Origin of the sequence: Nitrosospira sp. Nsp14 (assembly GCF_900113575.1) — a bacterium.
GTDB lineage: Bacteria > Pseudomonadota > Gammaproteobacteria > Burkholderiales > Nitrosomonadaceae > Nitrosospira.
Genome location: NZ_FOPV01000012.1, coordinates 66,031 through 84,499 on the forward strand (window position 1 = coordinate 66,031; position 18,469 = coordinate 84,499).

Annotated in this window: 17 protein-coding genes; 8 read left to right on the top strand and 9 right to left on the bottom strand. The window is 58.0% G+C overall.

Features of this window, described 5'->3' with window-relative positions; all coding sequences use genetic code 11:
* Positions 1-194: 194 nt before the first annotated feature.
* Positions 195-1,040: a polysaccharide deacetylase family protein gene (locus BM022_RS09275; protein WP_091138736.1), complete on the bottom strand. Its 846-nt coding sequence runs from the start codon at positions 1,038-1,040 to the stop codon at positions 195-197.
* 404 nt (positions 1,041-1,444) lie between these two features.
* Here BM022_RS09275 and BM022_RS16415 point away from each other — a divergent pair, with 404 nt between their 5' ends.
* Positions 1,445-1,576: a PEP-CTERM sorting domain-containing protein gene (locus tag BM022_RS16415; protein WP_371264318.1), complete on the top strand. Its 132-nt coding sequence runs from the start codon at positions 1,445-1,447 to the stop codon at positions 1,574-1,576.
* Positions 1,577-1,668: 92 nt separating this feature from the next.
* On the opposite strand, the gene BM022_RS09285 is transcribed toward BM022_RS16415, so the two are convergent.
* Together BM022_RS09285 and BM022_RS09290 are read right to left on the bottom strand one after the other, a co-directional pair.
* The gene (locus tag BM022_RS09285) at positions 1,669-2,202 is read right to left on the bottom strand and encodes a hypothetical protein (protein ID WP_091138739.1); all 534 of its coding nucleotides are present in this window, start codon (positions 2,200-2,202) and stop codon (positions 1,669-1,671) included.
* 32 nt (positions 2,203-2,234) lie between these two features.
* Positions 2,235-2,840 carry a polysaccharide deacetylase family protein gene (locus BM022_RS09290; RefSeq protein ID WP_091138740.1) on the bottom strand — a complete coding sequence of 202 codons (606 nt, stop codon included), beginning with the start codon at positions 2,838-2,840 and terminating at the stop codon, positions 2,235-2,237.
* Positions 2,841-3,136: 296 nt separating this feature from the next.
* On the opposite strand from BM022_RS09290, the gene BM022_RS09295 reads away from it, so the two are divergent.
* On the top strand, positions 3,137-3,697 hold the full coding sequence (locus BM022_RS09295) for an NADPH-dependent FMN reductase (protein WP_091138742.1): 561 nt from the start codon (positions 3,137-3,139) through the stop codon (positions 3,695-3,697).
* 113 nt (positions 3,698-3,810) lie between these two features.
* Positions 3,811-4,131 carry a hypothetical protein gene (locus BM022_RS09300; protein WP_091138743.1) on the top strand — a complete coding sequence of 107 codons (321 nt, stop codon included), beginning with the start codon at positions 3,811-3,813 and terminating at the stop codon, positions 4,129-4,131.
* A 27-nt stretch (positions 4,132-4,158) separates the two neighbouring features.
* Here the strand turns inward: BM022_RS09300 and BM022_RS09305 are convergent, their stop codons facing one another.
* The gene (locus tag BM022_RS09305) at positions 4,159-5,328 is read right to left on the bottom strand and encodes a PEP-CTERM sorting domain-containing protein (RefSeq protein ID WP_177191676.1); all 1,170 of its coding nucleotides are present in this window, start codon (positions 5,326-5,328) and stop codon (positions 4,159-4,161) included.
* 413 nt (positions 5,329-5,741) lie between these two features.
* Here BM022_RS09305 and BM022_RS09310 point away from each other — a divergent pair, with 413 nt between their 5' ends.
* A complete protein-coding gene (locus BM022_RS09310; RefSeq protein ID WP_091138746.1) occupies positions 5,742-8,096 on the top strand; it encodes a S8 family peptidase in 2,355 nt (784 codons plus the stop codon).
* Between the two features lie 186 nt (positions 8,097-8,282).
* Positions 8,283-8,744: a ferritin-like domain-containing protein gene (locus tag BM022_RS09315; protein WP_091138748.1), complete on the top strand. Its 462-nt coding sequence runs from the start codon at positions 8,283-8,285 to the stop codon at positions 8,742-8,744.
* Between the two features lie 215 nt (positions 8,745-8,959).
* Here BM022_RS09315 and BM022_RS09320 read toward each other — a convergent pair whose 3' ends face one another.
* Positions 8,960-10,372: an adhesin gene (locus tag BM022_RS09320; RefSeq protein ID WP_091138750.1), complete on the bottom strand. Its 1,413-nt coding sequence runs from the start codon at positions 10,370-10,372 to the stop codon at positions 8,960-8,962.
* Between the two features lie 686 nt (positions 10,373-11,058).
* Between BM022_RS09320 and BM022_RS16040 the strand changes: the two genes are divergently transcribed.
* Positions 11,059-11,715, top strand: coding sequence for an alpha/beta fold hydrolase (locus BM022_RS16040; RefSeq protein ID WP_256209093.1), 657 nt, complete (start codon positions 11,059-11,061; stop codon positions 11,713-11,715).
* On the top strand, positions 11,700-12,119 hold the full coding sequence (locus tag BM022_RS16045) for an alpha/beta fold hydrolase (RefSeq protein ID WP_256209094.1): 420 nt from the start codon (positions 11,700-11,702) through the stop codon (positions 12,117-12,119). Before BM022_RS16040 ends, BM022_RS16045 begins: the two co-directional genes overlap by 16 nt.
* A 267-nt stretch (positions 12,120-12,386) precedes the next feature.
* Here the strand turns inward: BM022_RS16045 and BM022_RS09330 are convergent, their stop codons facing one another.
* From BM022_RS09330 to BM022_RS09345, 4 genes are all read right to left on the bottom strand, one after another.
* Positions 12,387-12,839, bottom strand: a complete 453-nt coding sequence (locus BM022_RS09330; protein WP_256209095.1) for a hypothetical protein — start codon at positions 12,837-12,839, stop codon at positions 12,387-12,389.
* Positions 12,840-13,100: 261 nt separating this feature from the next.
* Complete coding sequence (locus BM022_RS09335) at positions 13,101-13,757, bottom strand: response regulator (protein WP_091138751.1); 657 nt, start codon at positions 13,755-13,757, stop codon at positions 13,101-13,103.
* A gap of 1 nt (position 13,758) precedes the next feature.
* Positions 13,759-15,177 (bottom strand): sensor histidine kinase, encoded by a 1,419-nt coding sequence (locus BM022_RS09340; RefSeq protein WP_091138816.1) that lies wholly within the window; start codon positions 15,175-15,177, stop codon positions 13,759-13,761.
* A gap of 163 nt (positions 15,178-15,340) precedes the next feature.
* A complete protein-coding gene (locus BM022_RS09345; RefSeq protein WP_256209097.1) occupies positions 15,341-16,483 on the bottom strand; it encodes a zinc-dependent alcohol dehydrogenase family protein in 1,143 nt (380 codons plus the stop codon).
* A 303-nt stretch (positions 16,484-16,786) separates the two neighbouring features.
* On the opposite strand from BM022_RS09345, the gene BM022_RS09350 reads away from it, so the two are divergent.
* Positions 16,787-18,073, top strand: a complete 1,287-nt coding sequence (locus BM022_RS09350; protein ID WP_256209098.1) for an NADH:flavin oxidoreductase/NADH oxidase — start codon at positions 16,787-16,789, stop codon at positions 18,071-18,073.
* The last annotated feature ends 396 nt before the right edge of the window (positions 18,074-18,469 follow it).

Below are 18,469 nucleotides of genomic sequence, written 5' to 3' on the forward strand. Positions count from 1 at the left end.
CTGTGTACCCTGTGGCCATGCGCTCATGCCCGTTGCCGGAGGTGCGGCGATACTGTGAAATCGGGGACGCACAGGACGGCCGCCGGGCCAAAAGCAATGTTATCGCCAGGCCCAGCAAAACGACTTACCCCGACCTGGCGCCTCCTACAGATCCTCCCTTGGCGGCACCCGCCCGAGGGGCTCGGACGACCCCCTCAGAACATCTCGGGCTCCCCAAACGTGAATCCCCAATCCGACAGCTGCTCTATGAACGCGGGAAGATCCCTCGCTGTCCCCTCGGTCACATGCATGAGGATGTTGTACTCCGATTTGTCAGGTTGTTGAAGGAACTGGTTCTCGATGTTTGCAATCTTCTCGGGCCCCAATCCCTCAGGTGTCATCCAGTCCACCGTACCGATATCCCAGGTGACAATGGCCAAGTCGAGTTCGGCGGCCACCGCGGCCAGTTCCGGATCGATGTTGCCCTCAAAGCCTCCGGCGCCGAACGGCGGACGAACTTTCGTCGCGGTTACCCCGGTGGCATCGGCAATGGCGTCCTGCGTTTGTGACAGTTCCATCCTCACCTGCTCCTCGCTCGCAGTTGCCAGGTTAACGTGACTCCAGGAATGGTTTTGAATGTCATGCCCTTCGCGCACGATCATTTTCGTTTTCTGGGGATTCTCCTCAACCTCGCTGCCGACGACGAAAAACTCAGCTTTTATGTCTTCATGGCGCAGTGTCTTCAGAATATCTTTAAGCGCTCCTATAGGCGCTGGCCCGTCATCGAACGACAGCACGACCGTTTTGCCGTCACCCAGTTTGCCATCACCCCCGTTGCCATCATCCCCTTTGTCATCATCCCCTTTGTCATCACCCCGTTTGTAATCATGCCGTTTGTAATCACCCCATTTGTCGTCACCCTGTTTGTCATCACCCCGTTTGTCATCATGCCGTTTGTAATCACCCCATTTGTCGTCACCCTGTTTGTCATCACCCCGTTTGTCGTCACCCCGTTTGACATCATCCCGTTTGGCATTAGCTTGTTTGTTATTGTTGCTCATGTTTCCTCCACCCAGAAAAAGTCTACAATCAATGCTACTTAAGAGTCAGGCATCCCTGAAGTCATTGAGGCAAGCCTGACCGACTTTTCCCTCTTTGTTGTTGGGCACTCCGGCCCATTTTGCTCTATAAAGGACATGTGCAGGCTCAGTGCCATTCCTGCGGTGCTACGCTTTAATTATTAGACCAACTCAAGCGGATATTCAAGTTTGGCTGCTCTCCGCGCTGCGTTCCCAACCGGCGATCGGCAGCGATAACGCGGGCCTGCGCTATTTTGCAATTTTGAAAAGGAGAGACCGGACATGAAGGATGATCGAGCGAACGTTGTGGTGGTGATGGCGTGCCTTCGCAGCGCCTCAAGTCCCTGATTCACCCAGAGAGGGTAATCCTAACGACAGCCATAGACGTGAATAACAACGGGCAAGTCATTGCCATAGGCGTTCCAGAAAGCGCTGCGTATGCCTTGATGCTTGCCGGGCTGGGCTTGCTTGGGCTCATGGCGCGATGCGGGAAGGTAGACGGCACGATTAGGCATTAAGCTTCAAATCGTATCCTGGGGCTTGTTGTAATCCGTTCTCCTTGCCTTGCGCCAGCGGTGGCACAGCGTATCCGTCAGCCGCCTCACTGCTTTTACCGGCTCAACACGCACTCGCCTATATCCAGCGCCAGCCCTTCGCCGCCGTAGCCCCAGGCAGCGGTAAAGCTCACATGCTCGTCATCGGCCTGCTCAGCCTTGAGGGGAGTTTTGATCGTCAGCGTAACGATGACGGGTTCGTTTCCAGGACGAACAGGCAACAGCTGCCCAACGACCGTGAACGTATCCGTTGCTGTGCCGGCAAACACGGTTGCGCTGCCCGCGTAGCAGTTGGTCCATAAACAGGCGGACAGCTGGCCCGTTTCCGGGCTATACACGAACGACTCCGCCTGCTGGAAGCCGCTATCGCTGCTCATGGTTTCGCACCCGGCAGCCGTGCATTCATGCTTGATATCCGGCGTGCAACGATATTCCAGGATCACGGATGCCGAGCCCTCGGACGGGCCCAGTAGCAACGCCGCGCACAAGCCCGGGCACAGCATTTGGTGCAACCAGCGCCATGAGATGCTGCCCTTCCCGATGCCATAGCTCCCAGACAGTTCCACTAACCGGTCCTCAATTGTTTGCATGGTTTCACAGGGGCCCCGGGGGCTCTGCGGTGTCAGAGGTTCTCAGGATCCACAATGGTGAAGCCCCAATCCCTCAACTGGTCGATGAATGATGGCAAGTCTCTCGCTGTTCCCCGTTGCACGTGCATGATGATATTGAACAGCGTTTTGCGCGGCTGCTGGGTGAACTGGTTCTCGATGTTTGCGATCTTCTCGGGTCCCAATCCCTGAGGTGTCCCCCAGTCCTCGGTATCGATATCCCAAGTGACGATGCTCAGCGAGAGCTCGCGGGCAACCTCGGCCAGTTCGGGATCGATATGGCCGCGAAATCCTCCTGCGCCGTACGGGGGGCGGACTTTCGTCGGGATTACCCCGGTGGCATCGGCAATAACAGCCTGGGTATCCTCCAGGTCCAGCCTTACGTTTCGCGCCGTCGCCCGTTCCAAGTCTGAATGGCTCCAGGAATGGTTTTGTATGGCATGCCCCTCGCGCGCAATCATTCTCGCGGCATCGGGATACTGCTCCACCTCGCTTCCGAGCACGTAGAACTCTGCCTTGATTTCATTCAGGCGCAGTGTTGCGAGAATGTTTTCCAGCGCGCTCAAAGGAGCGGGGCCATCATCGAACGACAGCACCACCGATTTGCCATCACCAAGCATGTTTCACTCTCTCAGATAAAGTCAGCCATCAACCGCAGGCTTGGCGATCGCTCAACCGCAAGCCGCTATTGAGGGATAACGAATTATGTCATCTCCGGCACTCGGGCCGGATTTGCACTATAAATGACAGGGTAGGCTCAGTACCACACCCTCGTGGTGATACACTTTTACTAGTAGACCAACGCAACGAGTTAGTCAAGTCGTCTGTTTTCAGGGCGGTACTGACCGGCATCACATCCGGTACCGAATGCGCGGGCCACAGATCATTTTGCAATTTTTCAAAAAGGAGATCTGATATGAGAGATTATCAAGTGGGCGTAGTAGTGGGCAGCCTTCGCCGCCATTCCTTCAACCGTAAGCTGGCTGCCGCCATTGTGAAACTCGGCCCCCCGGAATTCTCCTTCAGGCCATTGCAAATCAATGACCTGCCGCTCTACAACCAGGACGATGACGACAACCCTGCCGAGCCGGTCAAGCGCCTGAAAGCCGAAATCCTGGCTTCGGACGGGATTCTGTTCGTCACCCCCGAATACAACCGGTCGATGCCCGGCGTCCTTAAAAACGCACTCGATCATGCCTCCCGTCCTTACGGCCAGAGCGCCTGGGCGGGCAAGCCGGCCGGGGTGGTCGGGGCTTCGCCCGGTTCCATTGGAACTGCCATCGCGCAGCAGCATCTTCGCAACTCCCTTGCCTACCTCGACATGCCCGCGCTGGGGCAACCGGAAGCGTTCGTCCAGGTAAAGGAAGGATTGTTTGACGACGCCGGGAACATAGGCAATGAAGATAGCAGGAAATTCCTTCAGAACTGGATGGATCGTTACGTCGCCTGGGTAAAGAAGCACGCCGACAAGCAGTGAATCTCCATCGTTGCATTGCGGTCTATGCAAACATACCGGCTGGGGCGCGTGCTAACGGCGGCAGGGGCGCAACTGACAGACAACGGCCAAGTCTATAAACAAAGGAGATCGACATGGAATCCCGACCTATTACCAATACTGCGGACCTGATACATACCGACGATCTGTACTCCCGCATCAAGTGGCTGGAACAGGAATTGAATTACCGCTGTATCGATGAACACGCCAGAGAACTGCAGGCCCTCATGGCCCTTGCCAAAGCCGTCGAAACCACCACATCGGAGCAAACCTACCAGCGCAGTGCAGAACTGATTCGCGACAGCTATCTTCCAACCTACAGAAAGGGCCTGGATGAAGTTGCCAGAGGGAATGTCCAGTTCAGCTCGGTCGATTTCGGCGGCGTAACGTACTGGCTACGCAATATGAAGCGCTGAGCACGTCGCTGATGCCCGAGCGGCGCGCTAGAAGACGCCGGGTCCGTGAGCGCCCGCTTGCGCCCGCCGCTTCCAACCTGCCATGACCCCGAGCAGGGCAAGACCGGCGAGCATGAGGGCATAGGTTGCGGGTTCGGGAATAACCGCAGCGGTGGCGACAAGCTGCCCGCTGTTATTGATACCCCCCGCTGCCGTCAGGACCACTCCCTCGGGGAGCTTCACCACGGTATTGAGGTCCGTCATGCCCACGCCATTGGCGCCGGTGATAAACGGGTGCGTCATGCCCGGCGCGCCATCATAAAAGGAATCTCCCACTACCTGTCCCGCATCGTTTATGGCTTTTGCGAAACTGAAATCACCGCCAAGCGTTCCCAGGTTGGTCATGCCGACGCCATCGGGACCAGTGATAAACGCGTGACGCGCTCCATCAGCGGTATCGGAAAACCCCACCACTCGTCCGGCACTGTTGATCCCGAGGGCCGAGCTGAATCCTCCGCCCAGTGTGCCAAGATCAGTCATACCCACCCCGTTTGCGCCTGTGATATAGGCATGGCTGTTGCCGCCGGTCGTGCTGGAGTAGCCCACCACGCGCCCCCCGGCGTTGATGCCGAACGCGTAGGTCTCCGCTCCCCCCAGTGTCCCGAGAGCGGTCATGCCCGCCCCGTTCGGCCCAGTGATAAAACCAAGTCTCCCGCCAGAGGCAGTATCGGAATATCCTGCGATCTGTCCGGTGGTATTGATTGCCTGGGCAGAGCTGGAGAATCCGCCCAGCGTACCAAGGTCGGTCATGCCCGCGCCGTTGGGTCCCGTGATAAAAGCATGCGCGCTCCCCCCGGCAGTCTCCGACCAACCAACCACCCGGCCAACGCCATTGATTCCCTCAGCCACGCTATTCTCCCCGCCCAGCGTACCGATATCGGTTATGCCCACCCCGTTGGGGCCGGTAATAAAAGCATGCTGATCCCGCCCAGCGGTAACCGTATATCCGATCACCTGCCCCTGATCGTTGATCCCGCGCGCGTGCGTATGCCGGTCTGGGAAGGCAATCTCGGTCGCTTCCCAGGTATTGGTATCAATCAGGTAAGAAGTCGTGAGGGCCGACTGCGCGGAAACCGGAACCGCCGCGCCAAGACCTGCGCTCACGATTGCGGCGAGAAGAAACCTGCGGAGTTTAAAACGGCAATCGATCGAGTTCATGTGAAGGACGCCCGGTAAAAAGACAAGGTTAGGAGTTGAAAAGTGAAGCGCGTAAACTTCCATGAAGCGCTTGCTCCATGTTTTAGCCTAGATCACAGCCGCGATTTGTCAAGGAAATAGACAAGAAATAGGGGGAGACCAAGCGTGCAACAGAGCAGGTAGCGGCGGCCTATGTTGTCCGATTCTGCCGATCCCCGCGTCGCCGGACCCCCCCGGGCCGCGCTCTGGGAAACGGCCGTGCGAGGGAATAAATACTTTCGTGAAGAATGACCGGACAGGGTGTACCCTACTTGTCAAGCACGGTCGCGGCGTCCGTACGCTGCCCGGTCCCCGCATCGCCGGGCCCCTCGGGCCGCGCTCCGGGGCGCCCGATCTGTGCTATAAATGATGAGTAATAATCAACAAGGGGAACGATGATGGCAGGCATTGAAGGCGAAAATTCCAGTACGCCAGGAACTGAACAGGCGCGGCCGGGCCCCGGCTTCCGGCGCCGGGTGGTGGTTAAGTTCAAGGATCATGTCCAGCTGCCGCGCGAGGATACGGCGCGAGCGCTGGAGCGACAGGGGGTTGGTCCCTGGAATGAACTGGCTGCGCGGTTCGGGGGAATCACGCTGGAGCCCCTTCTCTCCATCCAGCCCGAGCAGGTTGCAACGCTCTCGGAACGGGCGCGGGCGCTGGACCCGTCCTTCCGCGCCGCCAACCTCGCTGCCTATTTCGCAGTGAATATGCCGCCGGGCACGAACGCTGAAGAGCTTGTAAGGTCGCTGTCGCAATGGGGTTCTGTCGCCGTCGCCTATGTCGAGCCGCCCCCGGTCGAGCCGCCGCTTGTGAATCCCGGGGATGATCCCCGCTTTCCCAACCAGGGTTACCTCGACCCCGCACCCGATGGCATCGATGCCGAGTATGCCTGGAATTTCCCCGGCGGCGACGGCGCGGGCCAGGCACTGGTGGACATGGAATGGGGATGGACCTTCAACCACGAGGATTTGGCGGCGCATGGCATCACGCTCATCTCGGGCGTGAATCATTCCTATTTTTCCCACGGCAGCAGCGTGCTGGGAGAAATCGCGGCGGTGGATAATGCGCTCGGCTGCGTAGGCATCACGCCCGCGCTCTCCTCCGTCCGCTGTGTCGGCCAACATCGGGCAGACGGCGGGTACAGCACCGCGCAGGCGATACTGGATGCGATCGGCGTCATGCAATTTGGCGACGTGCTGCTACTCGAAGCGCAAACGAATCTGTTTGGCTACAACCTGGTGCCGGTCGAAATCGAACCCGCGGTTTTCGACGTGATCCAGCTCGCGACTTCCCTCGGCATCGTGGTGGTGGAGGCGGCAGGCAATGGTGGTGTGGACCTGGACACCGTGGTCAACCCCGGCGGGCAGCAGATCTTCAATCGCGCCAGTCCGGACTTTCTCGATTCGGGCGCCATCATCGTAGGCGCCGCAAGTGCCACCGCGCCGCACGCGCGGCTGGGGTTCTCCTGCCACGGCAGCCGCGTCGACTGCTATGGATGGGGCGAAAGCGTGGATACTCTCGCTTCCGATTCCACCAATACCGCAACCAACCTCTATACCACCGGGTTCAACGGTACTTCCAGCGCCTCGCCAATTGTCACTGGCGCGGCGCTCGCGGTGCAGGGCCTGATGCAGGCAGCCAGCGGCGGCCGCCTCGCGTCGTGGCAACTGCGCATGATCCTCTCCGATCCCGCGAACGGCACCGCATCCCAAAACCCGGCGGTGGACCGCATCGGCGTCATGCCCAACTTGCGGGCGATCATCGATGGTATGGTGCTCAACCTGTCGCCCGATATCTATCTGCGGGACTTTGTAGGCGACAATGGCGACCCCCACTTGGGCGCCATTTCGTCCAGCCCCGACATCATTCTGCGCCAGACGGCCGTGCCGGACCCCCAGGCGGCGTTCGGCGCCGGGAGCGGCACCGAGAACGATGTGACGCTGGGCTACGAGGCTGAAAGCGGGCAGGATAATTTCGTTTACGTGCGCGTACGCAACCGTGGCGGTACCGCGGCCTCCAACGTCACCGCCACGGTCTACTGGGCGCCCCCTTCAACTTTGCTCACGCCTGACCTGTGGACGCTGCTGGGAACGGCCACGCTGCCGACTGTGCCAACGGGTGATCTGCTGACAGTTTCGGATGCCATCGTCTGGTCTGCGGCGGCGATCCCGGCACCGGGACATTATTGCTTTGTCAGCATCCTTAACACGCCGCGCGACCCAGGCCCCACGCCGGCTGATTTAATGGACTGGAATAACTTCACCACTTTCATTCGCAGCAACAACAACGTCACCTGGCGCAATTTCAACGTGGTCGATAATGTTCCGCCCCCGCGTGCCGAGCCGCCAGGGTACGTGGCCCTGCCCTTCATCGCGGCGGGCGCGCCGGACAGGGGTCGCCGCATGCAGCTTGAGATCGTGCCGCGGCTCCCTGCCGGCTCTGAAATCATGCTCGAATTGCCTCCGGAGTTCGCCGAGCGGCTGCGGGTATGCCCGCATCACGTGGTGTCCCCGGGAGGTCCCAAACCCGACTCTCCTCGGATTGTCCATGTAGTCATCAATCCTTGCGGCCGCCTGAGCTTTCCCCCCATCGTCTTCCCCGCAAAAGCGCGAATTCCGTTGCGGCTGCTGGTGAAAATACCTGAACCCATGCGCAAGCACGAGTTCGAGCTGTTCGCCCGGCAGACTTATGAAGGGGAAGAAGTCGGACGCGTTACCTGGCGTCTGGCACCGTCGCGAACACCAATGTAGACGCGAATTTTCCAGGCGAAGAGCAACCCGACGCTTCTTTCACCTCCCGCTGGGGGCCGCCACCGCCCCAGCGGTCGGGTGGACTTGCTTGTTGTGCTGCGCCGGGAGGAATGTGCTGCAGCGAACAGATCGATGTCTCCCCTCTTTTTTATAGTGACGTATGCTTCTTATTTAGGGAGGAACGGAATGGATAATGACAAAATCGTAAGCGTGCTCAACGGGCTGATCGACATTTCGCGCGATGGTGCGGCGGGGTTCAGGACGTGCGCTGACGATACGGACGATGTCACTTCGAAAGTATATTTTCAGAACCGGGCGCAAAGTTGCGATGAAGCGGTTCGCGTGCTAAGCGCCGAGGTAAGACGCTACGGTGGCACACCCGATACGAGCGGAAGCGCGGCAGGCACGTTGCATCGCGCCTGGGTCGACTTAAAAACAATGTTGACTGATCAGGACAATGTGGCGGTGCTGGAGGAATGCGAACGCGGCGAAACCTTGGCCGTAATGGCCTATGAAAATGCCTTGCGGGAAGAACTGCCAGGCGAGCTGCGCGCTATTCTTGATCTCCAGTACGAGGGTGCGAAAAGGAACCATGACCGGGTGCGGCAGCTGCGCGACGCGGCTCGGCATCGCGCCGGAACCGCTTAAACGCCGAAGTCACTTCATCCGTCACTTCATCCGGAATTGCGTGGGAATCGTACCTGGCAACACCGATTGCCGGGCGGGAGAACGCCATGGGACCGGATTTCCCCGTTGCGGCTTCACCACGCGAATTTCCCAAGGCCGCTACCGGATCAGGGCTGCGGCCGCAGGCACATCTTGCCCACGTAGGAAACCACAAAGGCCCCTGGTTGACGAAGATACTATTTTGATACGCGGTGAAGCGTGAGCGTACGCTTGTCTTGTGTGTTCAACGTCGCTGTCTTGCCATCCGCGTCGATATTGAATGACACCGGGCCGTTGGTGGAAAAACCGGCGCAACCGTTCGTATCGTAGGTAAATCCCTTGATATTCAGAGTCTTGCCGCCCGAATCATAAGTATATGAAGCAAACTCGACGCCCGGGTCGCCGCAGCTCTCATGATCGGCTGTTTTAATATCGCCAATGGGATCGACCATCATGTATTTGCCGTTCGAGAAGAACAAATAGATTGGCGTCTTCATCGTAGCGGGATCAGCAGTCCATGCGCCGGTAATGCCTTTCGGATCGTTCTCCATCGGGGAAAAATGACTTTCCTTGACCTCGGTCTGGATGGGCTCCTTGGAAGAGCTGATCTCCAGTGTACCGGCGATGTGGAAGAGCTCACCGAAGAGGCTCTTCTGTTCCCTCTTCCTTTGCACCGTAAAAATATCCGAGGTAATCAAATCGTAGCCATCGCTACGAACTCTCCAGTTTGGGCGCGGATGCGACAACCCGGCTTGAAGATTGGTATCGATCACAGGTTTTGCAGCGAATTTGAAGCCCCTGTTATTCACACCGGACAGGTGCGCCGTGCCGTATTCCACCCCGGCTTTACTGACCAAACTGCCGCCGCAGACGCGGTTGGTGTCGCAGGAGTCGTCCGGGGATGCCTCGCCTTGCAAATACTCGCCAGCGTCATCCACACCGCTACCTGCGATACGGACTATGGAAGCTGTCCCATCATCCTGCTTGACCCAGATCTGGTTGCCGAGCATGGCCATTCCCTGCGAAAGGAAGTGACGGGTGGCCTGCACCGGGGTTTTTATCGGTCCGGAAACACCGGCCGCCTCCCTCACCTTCTGCAACTCCGGTGACGCGGCAAACGCAGCGGGTTCGCTATCGAGGTTGATCGAGGCGCTGAGAGCCGCTGCAGCATTGCCGGGAATGGAAATCCCATTCTCCGGATTACCATCCGCATCCAGTGACTGAAACAGGACAAGGATGTTTCGCAACCTGTGATCGTTATCTCCCGCCAATTCCATAGGTGTAATGATAGCCGCGCCTGTTACCTTGCCCAGTAGCAGGCTGCCCAGCTTGAACTCTACCGTATCGCCATGGTTATACTTGAATATCCCGTTCTCATCCGTGGTTCCGGTAGCACCGGATGAGGCCGCGTATGCCACTCCGCTTACCGCCGCATCCAGCAGTTTCCCGGTGGTAGGTCCTTTTTCCGTCTTACCGCGACCGCTGCCGCTGCTGCTGCCGCCGGCCGGCGAGGGCCCGCTCCCATCGCCGCACGCGGCGAGACTCATCGCCAGCGCTATTGGCAGCAAATGTTTCCGGGAAATCGCTTTTCTTTTCTGATCAAACTTCATGCAGGTGATCCGTTCTGTTTAGATTAAGCAATTCTAAACTATAACACTGCGATGGTGAAAAGCACCTTTGCTCTTTGCTTGATGGGCCCGGGCTAGCCTTGCTGTCATACAAATGAAATAACACCTGCCGGGCTAACTCCGCCTATTACACAAATGCGGCCTACCGCACAGAAAACTAGTCTTAACGTATCTACAATGTGAAGCGGTAATGTCTGTTGACTCACTACTTGCGAAAAATGGTTCAATACGTTCCTTACATCCGAACTGCGGAAGGCCAGATAGAGCGGATCGCTCATGCCATCTTCAAAACCACCGGGGAGTCCCGAGACCCATACGTGCACGAGGAATCGCTTGTGGGGTGGCCGGAATCGAAGGTGTTCTGGGCAAAGTCGGTAGGGCCCAGCTTAGGCATCGCGCCCTTCAACTTTTAGGGAAGCGCTGAACAAATCTCCGCTGGCGCGACGCGACTTTGCGGGATGGGATGCGCGAAAGGCGACGACGCGAATGGTTGGATCCCCTTCGCTAGGAGCCTACAAGGCAGACCGCCCGCAAGCCCCGTCCCTCGGGGTTGCTGTAAAATCGGGGGCTCATGGCGTTGCGCTCCTTGGCATCGTAGTCCCAGCTACGACCAGCGTCGCGCGCCTTATGATCATCCCGATTTTAACAACAACGCGCTCAGCGAGGATTTGTTCAGCGCTTCCCTGGCTCTCGATGCTGACGGACTGGCGCCGTTCGTCCTGAAAAATTCGCTTCAGGCCTTGAGGAGGGTATTTTTTTGCCTTTTTGCCTTTTCACTTGATCCGCCCGGTTCCTGTTGTTGCTGGCGAACCATCGGCGGCATTCCCCAAAGCCTCTGGTTTCGCGGCGTATCCCGATCCGACCCCGCGTTGATTCTGCTTCACGGCGGTCCGGGCACGAGCGAATCGGCGCTCTTTCGTCACTATAATTCCGCGCTGGAACGCCATTTCCTGGTTGTGTATTGGGAGCAGCGCGGGACGGGCCGCTCCTTCAACCCTGCCATTTCGCCCCAGAGCATGACCATCGCCCAATCCGTGCGCGACCTCGACGAAGTGGTGGAACTGGTGAGACGCCGCTTCGGCAAGGATAAGGTGGTGCTCCTTGCCCACTCCTGGGGCACGGTCCTGGGGACGATCTATGCCGCCCGTTACCCGGAGAAGGTTTCGGTCTATGTCGGTATCGCGCAAGTTGCGAACGCCCCGCGGGGCCGCAGGTTATCCTATGATTTCGCGCTTTCCGAAGCAAAGAAGCGCAATAATGCAAAGGCCGTCGCGGAATTGATGGCTATCGGGCCGCCCCCTTATGACTCGTGGATGAAAAACTGATCACCGGAAAATGGGTCGAGCGTTTTGGCGGCATGTTCCGTTCAGACCTGTCCACCGGCAAGCTCATCTGGGCAGCGCTTGGCACCGATGAGGCAAACCTTATCGATCTGGTCGCCTTTGGTCGGGGCAACCGCTTTTCGTTGGTACATTTGGAGGATGAGATTTCGCGGCTCGAACTAAACGAGGACTACAGGCACTTTAATGTACCCGTCATTTTCCTGCTCGGCCGCCATGACCGCCATATTCCAGCCATTTTGGCGGAGCAATATTTTCAAGCGATCCAGGCGCCGATAAAACGCCTGGTATGGTTTGAGCGCTCCGAGCATAACCCACCCTTTGAAGAGCCGGGGAAGTTCAACCGGATATTGATCGAGGACGTGCTGCCTTTTACACGGATCAGATAAGCTGAATAGAGAAACAAGCGATCAAGCAACGGCGGAGAATAGTTTTGCGCGGCTTGCGGCAATACAAGATGAACCGACGAGAGTTGCGAGACGAGTCAAGGACTCAGAACAGGGGCAGCTATCCGGTCGATGATAAGTACCGCTTGAGAAGAAGTAACGGGGAACGGGGAATGAGCGGCTTTGAATAATATACCGCTCACGCCGACCTGGTTCGACGTGAGCGGTATCCTCGTAACTCGGGAATAACGTGTTACACGTTAAAAAGGTTTACAGACGATTGCCAGCGTCCTCGCCGATCTTCGCTTTGATTTCCCGACCGTCATCCTGCCGATCGGACGCCGCATAGTTGCCCTTTGCCAGTTCCGCCGCCATATTGCGGTGATGCGCGGCCAGCTTTACGTTGTCTTCCACCGCGCGCTCGTATCTGGAGAGCAAAGCCGCGGTACGAGACTTGTTATCCTGGGCTTGCCGACCATAGAGGTAGCTTTTTTCCTCTAAATGCTGAAGCCGTTTCTTTTGCTCTTCCGCCTTTGCGCGCAATTCCTTCGCTGCGCTTTGATAGCGCTGAGCCAAGCGATCATGTTCCGCATAGGTTCGCGCGCTCTCCGTAGCCTTGCGGGCGGTGGCATTCTCGGCTTCGTGGGGTCCCATCTGTGCGCATGCGGTGAGGAAACCGAGCATGGACAAAACCGCGAGATGCTTTCCTATTGTCGTTTTCATGATAGTAATGAACCCAAAAGGATTGAAAGTGATGCCATCCTATCGTAGTCAATACTATGAGTATATTGGGGAAACCCTTGTTTTACGCTAAGGGAAACCCTTAGGTCACATTTTTGTGTCAGAAGTGTAAAATGTGGACGATGATAACGCTTGAGGCGTTTAAGGCGATAACCATCTGAAGGGGCTGAGATAAGTGGTGGTCATGCAGATGCGGTTAAATCCCGCAGCCGCCATAAGGTGATGCGGCCGGCGAGGGCCGCGCTAACGCTCTTCCGAAATCCACTGCGCCGCATAACGTATCAGGTCGGCTCCGTCTTTCAAATTCAATTTGGAGCGGATGTTAAAGCGGTGCGTTTCAATGGTCTTGATACTGCGGCTCAGCAACTTGGCAATTTCCTGGCTGCTATGTCCGGACCCAATCAAGTGCAGCACTTCAAACTCGCTCGGGGTGAGACTGTTGATCAGCGGTTCAGGCTGCGGATGACCGGTGGCGACCCGGTTCAGCATCCTCGCATGCATCTGCTTGCTTAGATAGACATTCCCCGCCAATACCTCGCGGATCGCAGCCACCAGCACTTCACCCGGCTCCTGCTTCATCACGTAGCCTCGCGCGCCGGCACGCAACGCCCGCTGCGCGTAAACGGCTTCGTCATGCATGGAGACAACCAGCACCGGCAACGCCGGAGCAACGGCATGAATGCTTTTTATTACCTCAAGGCCTGATAGGGTCTTGAGGGAGACATCCATCAAAACGATCTGCGGATGCGGCTCGGTCTTCAGTTTGTCCAACGCTTCCGCACCATCGCCGGCCTCGGCCACCACTTCCAGATCAGATTCCAGATTGATGAGCATCGCCATGCCGTGCCGCAACATGGCGTGGTCATCCACCAGCATTACTTTTGCTTTAGAAGCTGCCATATCAGACCGTCCGCATTTCCAGTCGTACTTCGACGCCGCCCTCGGGTCGCCGCAGGAAATGCAGCGTCGCGCCGAGCTGCCGCGCCCGGTATTTCATGATCTTGATGCCCATACCCGGGGTCGGCACGGGTTTTCCCGCAGCGAAGCCCCGTCCATTGTCGATGATGGACATGCGGAGGACGCCATGCTCTGACGCCAGCGAGATTCTCAGATGTTGAGTCCCCCCGTGCCGTATGGCGTTATTGGCCGCTTCCTGGGCTATCCGGTAAAGGTTGAGCGCGACATTGTTATCGTTGATGACGACGTCGTTCTTGCAAACAAAGTCAAAGGGTATCTTGTAAGTAGCGGCGATCCTGGACGCAAAGGCCTGCAATGCGGCGGTCAAACCCTTGGTTTCAAGTTCAAACGGGAGCAGGCCCTGGGCAAGCTGCTTGCATTGCATGACCGCGGTTTGCGCCTGTGCCGCGATGGCCGCGGCGATGGTGGCAACATCGCTGCTGCCCGACGCCGTTATCTTTTTTTCCAGGGCCTTGGCCTGGTACCCAATGGCCGCGATCTGCTGTCCAAGGTTGTCGTGCAACTCCTGTCCAAGCGTGCGCTGGTGTTCTTCCGCTATCGACACCAGCGTTTGCTCCAGCAGTTTGCGCTCGAGCCAGCGTTCCAGGTCCGTTGACACCGCGTCGATGAGCCGCTGCTCCTCCGGTACCAGGAAGGGTTTGTCGTCTGGATAAAACACGCGCAAACAGCCGCGCGACTTATTGTTGACGTTGATCTCGGAGCGCAGTTCGTGCGTGCGGCGCTCGCTGTGATTTGCGGACACGAAGCGCCGGCCGCCCAGCTCGATTACGCCGCTCGCAAGTTCCGGAAACTGCATCGCAGGCAGCAGGTGTTCGAAAACCTGCTGGCACGCCCGGTCGATCGACAGCTCCTGCCCCAGGCCGCGGCGGATCTCATAAAGACAGGTAATTTCCTTCAGACGCTCACGCAGGGCTTCGTCGATTTCCTTGCGTTCGAGCCACATCTCCAGATCACTCGCGACCGCGTCGATAAGCCGCTGCTCTTCCGGCACCAGGAATGGCTTTTCCGGGGGATAGAATACCTGCAAATGCCCGCGGATCTTGCCATTCACCCTTATCGTCGATTGCAGCAAGTGCGTCACCCGTCCAGAGTGGTTGCGGGAGGCGAAAGCCGTGCCATCCAGTTCGATCACCGCGCTTGCCATCTCAGGGAATTGCATCGCGGGGACCAGGTGCTCGAAAACCTGCTCGCAAACCTCATCCACCGACAATTCGAGCCCCATCCCGCGGCGAATTTCATACAGGCAGGTAATTTCCTTCAGGCGCTCGTGCAGCACCTGCCCTGTATCCGCCGCCTCCCCGGCGTCGGCCGCAACGCGTGTCTCTATAGCGCTTTCATCCATGTTTCCCATTGGGGATCCGCCTGTTAGGTCAATCCGGTATCTATGTTGCCTCTGTGATCGCAATCGTATCCCTCGCATCAAACCTCCGGCCTGAACCGGAACCTGTCGCTGTCAACCGGCTTCGGGCGATCCTCACCCCAGCCTTTGATTGGTCAAATAAGTATCAGATATCAAGACATATCTTGCCGACGTGGTGCCTGCTCTCCTGATAGCGAAACGCCTCGACTATCTGCTCCAGCGAAAAATGGCGATCGATTACCGGCCGTAAGCCGATGGCGTCGATGGCCCGGATCATGTCCATCTGCCACCGGCGATGGCCGACCACCAGGCCCTTGAGGCGCAGCTGCCGGGTAAGAACCGTGTGCAACGGCAGGGTTGCCGTCGTGCCAGAAAGAATGCCGATGATGGCGATGTGACCGCCGACGCGGGCCGCCACCAGCGACTGCGCCAGTGATGCAGGCCCCCCTACCTCGATTACATGATCGACTCCCCGGCCCCCGGTCAGGTGGCGCGCCGAATTGCCCCAATCCTCGTCCTCTCGGTAATTGATCAGGTAGTCCGCGCCCAGCGCTTTCAACCTGTCGAGTTTTTCATTGCTGGACGAGGTGGCGATTACTGTCGCGCCTGCCGCCTTGGCGAATTGCAGGGCGAATACCGAAACGCCCCCTGTTCCCTGCACAAGCACGGTTTCACCGGGTTTCAAGTCTCCATCCACCATCAATGCCCGCCACGCGGTCAATCCGGCACAGGTCAGCGTTGCCGCTTCAGCGTGGCTATAGTCTTTAGGCGCGCGCGTGAACGCGGTCGCTGGCATGGTTACCTGCTCGCGCGCGAAGCCATCGACGCCATCACCCGGAACCGTATGAAAGTCGCTGATCTCCGGTTCTCCCTCGAGCCACGTGGGAAAGAACGTACTCACAACGTGATCGCCGGGCGCGAATTCAGTCACGCCCGTACCAACCGCGATCACTTCGCCCGCCCCATCGGACATGGGGATACGCGGCACCTTCGGTCCCCACATGCCGCTGACCACGGCATAATCGTGATAGTTGAGCGAGTTTGCGTAGATTCTTACCGTCATTTCATGTGCTTGAGGCGGAGATGTCTCGCTGCTGTCCAGGGTGACGCGATCGAACCCGCCGCCGGGCTGCACGTAAACCGCCTTGTTGATCGTAGTCACGGTATTTCCCATATCGAAAGCGCGCATCGAATTATAAACAGCCCCTGGAATCAGAAACAGCGCCGCATACTTTATCAGGTCGCAGGCAACTATACGACCCTCCACCCCTCCCTTCCTCCTGTTCATGTGCATTGCTCAGCGCTTGTGTACGCTGGCGAGCAAAAAAAGCCATTCCGTCTACACGACGTACTACACTAGGTATATCCAACGTAACCCACCAGCTTGCATTGCGGTGGCTTGAATCAACGATTTGAATCGCGGCGATCCGGATCGGGCTTATTGTTGCTGGTTGCGACCCTATTTGTCTCGTATGGCACGGATTCGGCATGCGGTTCCGCCGTCCCGTCGATCAAGCAATTACATGACCGAACATCCGAAAATCTGCAAGATTAACAGGATCAACAGGCGTTCTTTAATGAAGGAAGGATCATGTCCCAATATGACGAAAACAGAGAGGGCAGCAGAGATGGCAAAAGGGAGAACCGGTCCACCGTGAGCGAGGTGGACAATGCGGCTGTCGCCTTGACCGCGGTGCCCGAAATAGCCGAGGTTTCCACCGGGGCAGCGGGGCCCGGAAGCATGGCGGCAGGAACCATCCATACCCAATGCCACAGCAGGCACGATCGGGAGGTTCCTGAAGTTGACCTGTTGTCCCCGCTGACCATCCGCGGCGTAACATTCCGCAACCGCATAGCGATGTCGCCGCTGTGCATGTACTCGTCGGAGGATGGCTTTGCCACGGATTTTCATCTTGTGCACCTTGGCAGCCGGGCACTTGGAGGCGTCGCGCTGGTCATGGTCGAAGCCACCGCGGTTACCGATGAGGGACGCATTTCTCCGGTTGATATGGGAATCTGGAAAGATGAACATATCGGTCCGCTGTCCCGCATCGCTCGATTCCTGGAAGGGCAAGGGGCCGTTCCCGGCATCCAGCTTGCCCATGCCGGGCGCAAGGCGAGTTGCGATACGCCATGGAACGGCGGAAGCAGCCTGAAGACGCCCGCCGAGGGCGGCTGGCCGGTTATCGGGCCCAGCCCCCTGCCCTTCGACGTGGAAGACCCCGTTCCGACGCCCATGTCCGCCGCCGACATCCAGCTATGCATCGATGCCTGGGTTGCAGCCGCACGCCGTGCGCTCGACGCCGGTTTCAAAGTCATCGAACTGCACGCCGCCCATGGCTACCTGATGCACCAGTTTCTATCGCCTATCAGCAATAACCGCACGGATGAATACGGCGGAAGCCTGGATAACCGCATGCGCCTGGTACTGGAGACTGCGCGGCGCCTCCGTGAGGTCATCCCGCAGGCGCTGCCGTTGTTCGTACGCATCTCGGCAACCGACTGGGTCGGTGGCGGCTGGGATATCGAACAATCCATCGTCCTTTGCCAAAAACTCAAGGCGCTCGGTGTGGATTTGGTCGATGTTTCCTCAGGTGGGACCACGCCCGACGCTCGGATTCCCGTCGCCCGCGGCTACCAGATTCCGTTCGCCCAGCGCATCCGCGACGAAGCGGAGATCCGGACGGGCGGCGTCGGCCTGATTACAGATCCCGAGTATGCGGATGAAATCATCACCAGCGGGCAGGCCGATCTTGTTTTCATTGGCCGCGAACTGATGCGGGAGCCGTACTGGGCCATCAAGGCGCAACACGCCATGGGAGTGGAACCCTCCTGGCCGATCCAGTATGGCTATGCCGTCAAGCGCCGGGCGAAATAGCGGGCACAGTCAAGAACGTAAGGAGATATACGGGATTAGGCTGGCTGCGGTTTCTTGTCCCCATGACAAGATCGGGCAGCACCGTTCAGGCGTAAAAGAAACCCCGCCGTGGACACGGCGGGGCGACAGGGCTGACGCTTACCACATTCGTATACAAGCGCTACGGAAGAAATTGAATCGTTTGGAATCCGCCACATTTCCCAGCCAGTTATAGAGACCAGGCTCAAACAAATCGAAATCGCGGCCCTTAAAATCATTTGGGAAAATTGCCAAATCCCGAAGATAATCACGAAAGACAACGTCACTGGATTTCTATTGCGTCCACTCGTTTGCAGCAAACCTAATAAAGACAATAATCCATCTCAAGCTGGAAAGATGTGACAAATATCACAGGCA

Excerpts from the sequence above, each read along its gene's own strand:
- BM022_RS09335 (WP_091138751.1), bottom strand. The coding sequence starts at position 13,757 with ATGGCAGCTTCTAAAGCAAAAGTAATGCTGGTGGATGACCACGCCATG.
- BM022_RS09320 (WP_091138750.1), bottom strand. The coding sequence starts at position 10,372 with ATGAAGTTTGATCAGAAAAGAAAAGCGATTTCCCGGAAACATTTGCTG.
- BM022_RS09315 (WP_091138748.1), top strand. The coding sequence starts at position 8,283 with ATGGATAATGACAAAATCGTAAGCGTGCTCAACGGGCTGATCGACATT.
- BM022_RS09295 (WP_091138742.1), top strand. The coding sequence starts at position 3,137 with ATGAGAGATTATCAAGTGGGCGTAGTAGTGGGCAGCCTTCGCCGCCAT.
- BM022_RS09345 (WP_256209097.1), bottom strand. The coding sequence starts at position 16,483 with ATGAACAGGAGGAAGGGAGGGGTGGAGGGTCGTATAGTTGCCTGCGAC.
- BM022_RS09310 (WP_091138746.1), top strand. The coding sequence starts at position 5,742 with ATGATGGCAGGCATTGAAGGCGAAAATTCCAGTACGCCAGGAACTGAA.
- BM022_RS09340 (WP_091138816.1), bottom strand. The coding sequence starts at position 15,177 with ATGGATGAAAGCGCTATAGAGACACGCGTTGCGGCCGACGCCGGGGAG.
- BM022_RS09290 (WP_091138740.1), bottom strand. The coding sequence starts at position 2,840 with ATGCTTGGTGATGGCAAATCGGTGGTGCTGTCGTTCGATGATGGCCCC.
- BM022_RS09330 (WP_256209095.1), bottom strand. The coding sequence starts at position 12,839 with ATGAAAACGACAATAGGAAAGCATCTCGCGGTTTTGTCCATGCTCGGT.
- BM022_RS09275 (WP_091138736.1), bottom strand. The coding sequence starts at position 1,040 with ATGAGCAACAATAACAAACAAGCTAATGCCAAACGGGATGATGTCAAA.
- BM022_RS09350 (WP_256209098.1), top strand. The coding sequence starts at position 16,787 with ATGTCCCAATATGACGAAAACAGAGAGGGCAGCAGAGATGGCAAAAGG.
- BM022_RS09285 (WP_091138739.1), bottom strand. The coding sequence starts at position 2,202 with ATGCAAACAATTGAGGACCGGTTAGTGGAACTGTCTGGGAGCTATGGC.
- BM022_RS09305 (WP_177191676.1), bottom strand. The coding sequence starts at position 5,328 with ATGAACTCGATCGATTGCCGTTTTAAACTCCGCAGGTTTCTTCTCGCC.
- BM022_RS09300 (WP_091138743.1), top strand. The coding sequence starts at position 3,811 with ATGGAATCCCGACCTATTACCAATACTGCGGACCTGATACATACCGAC.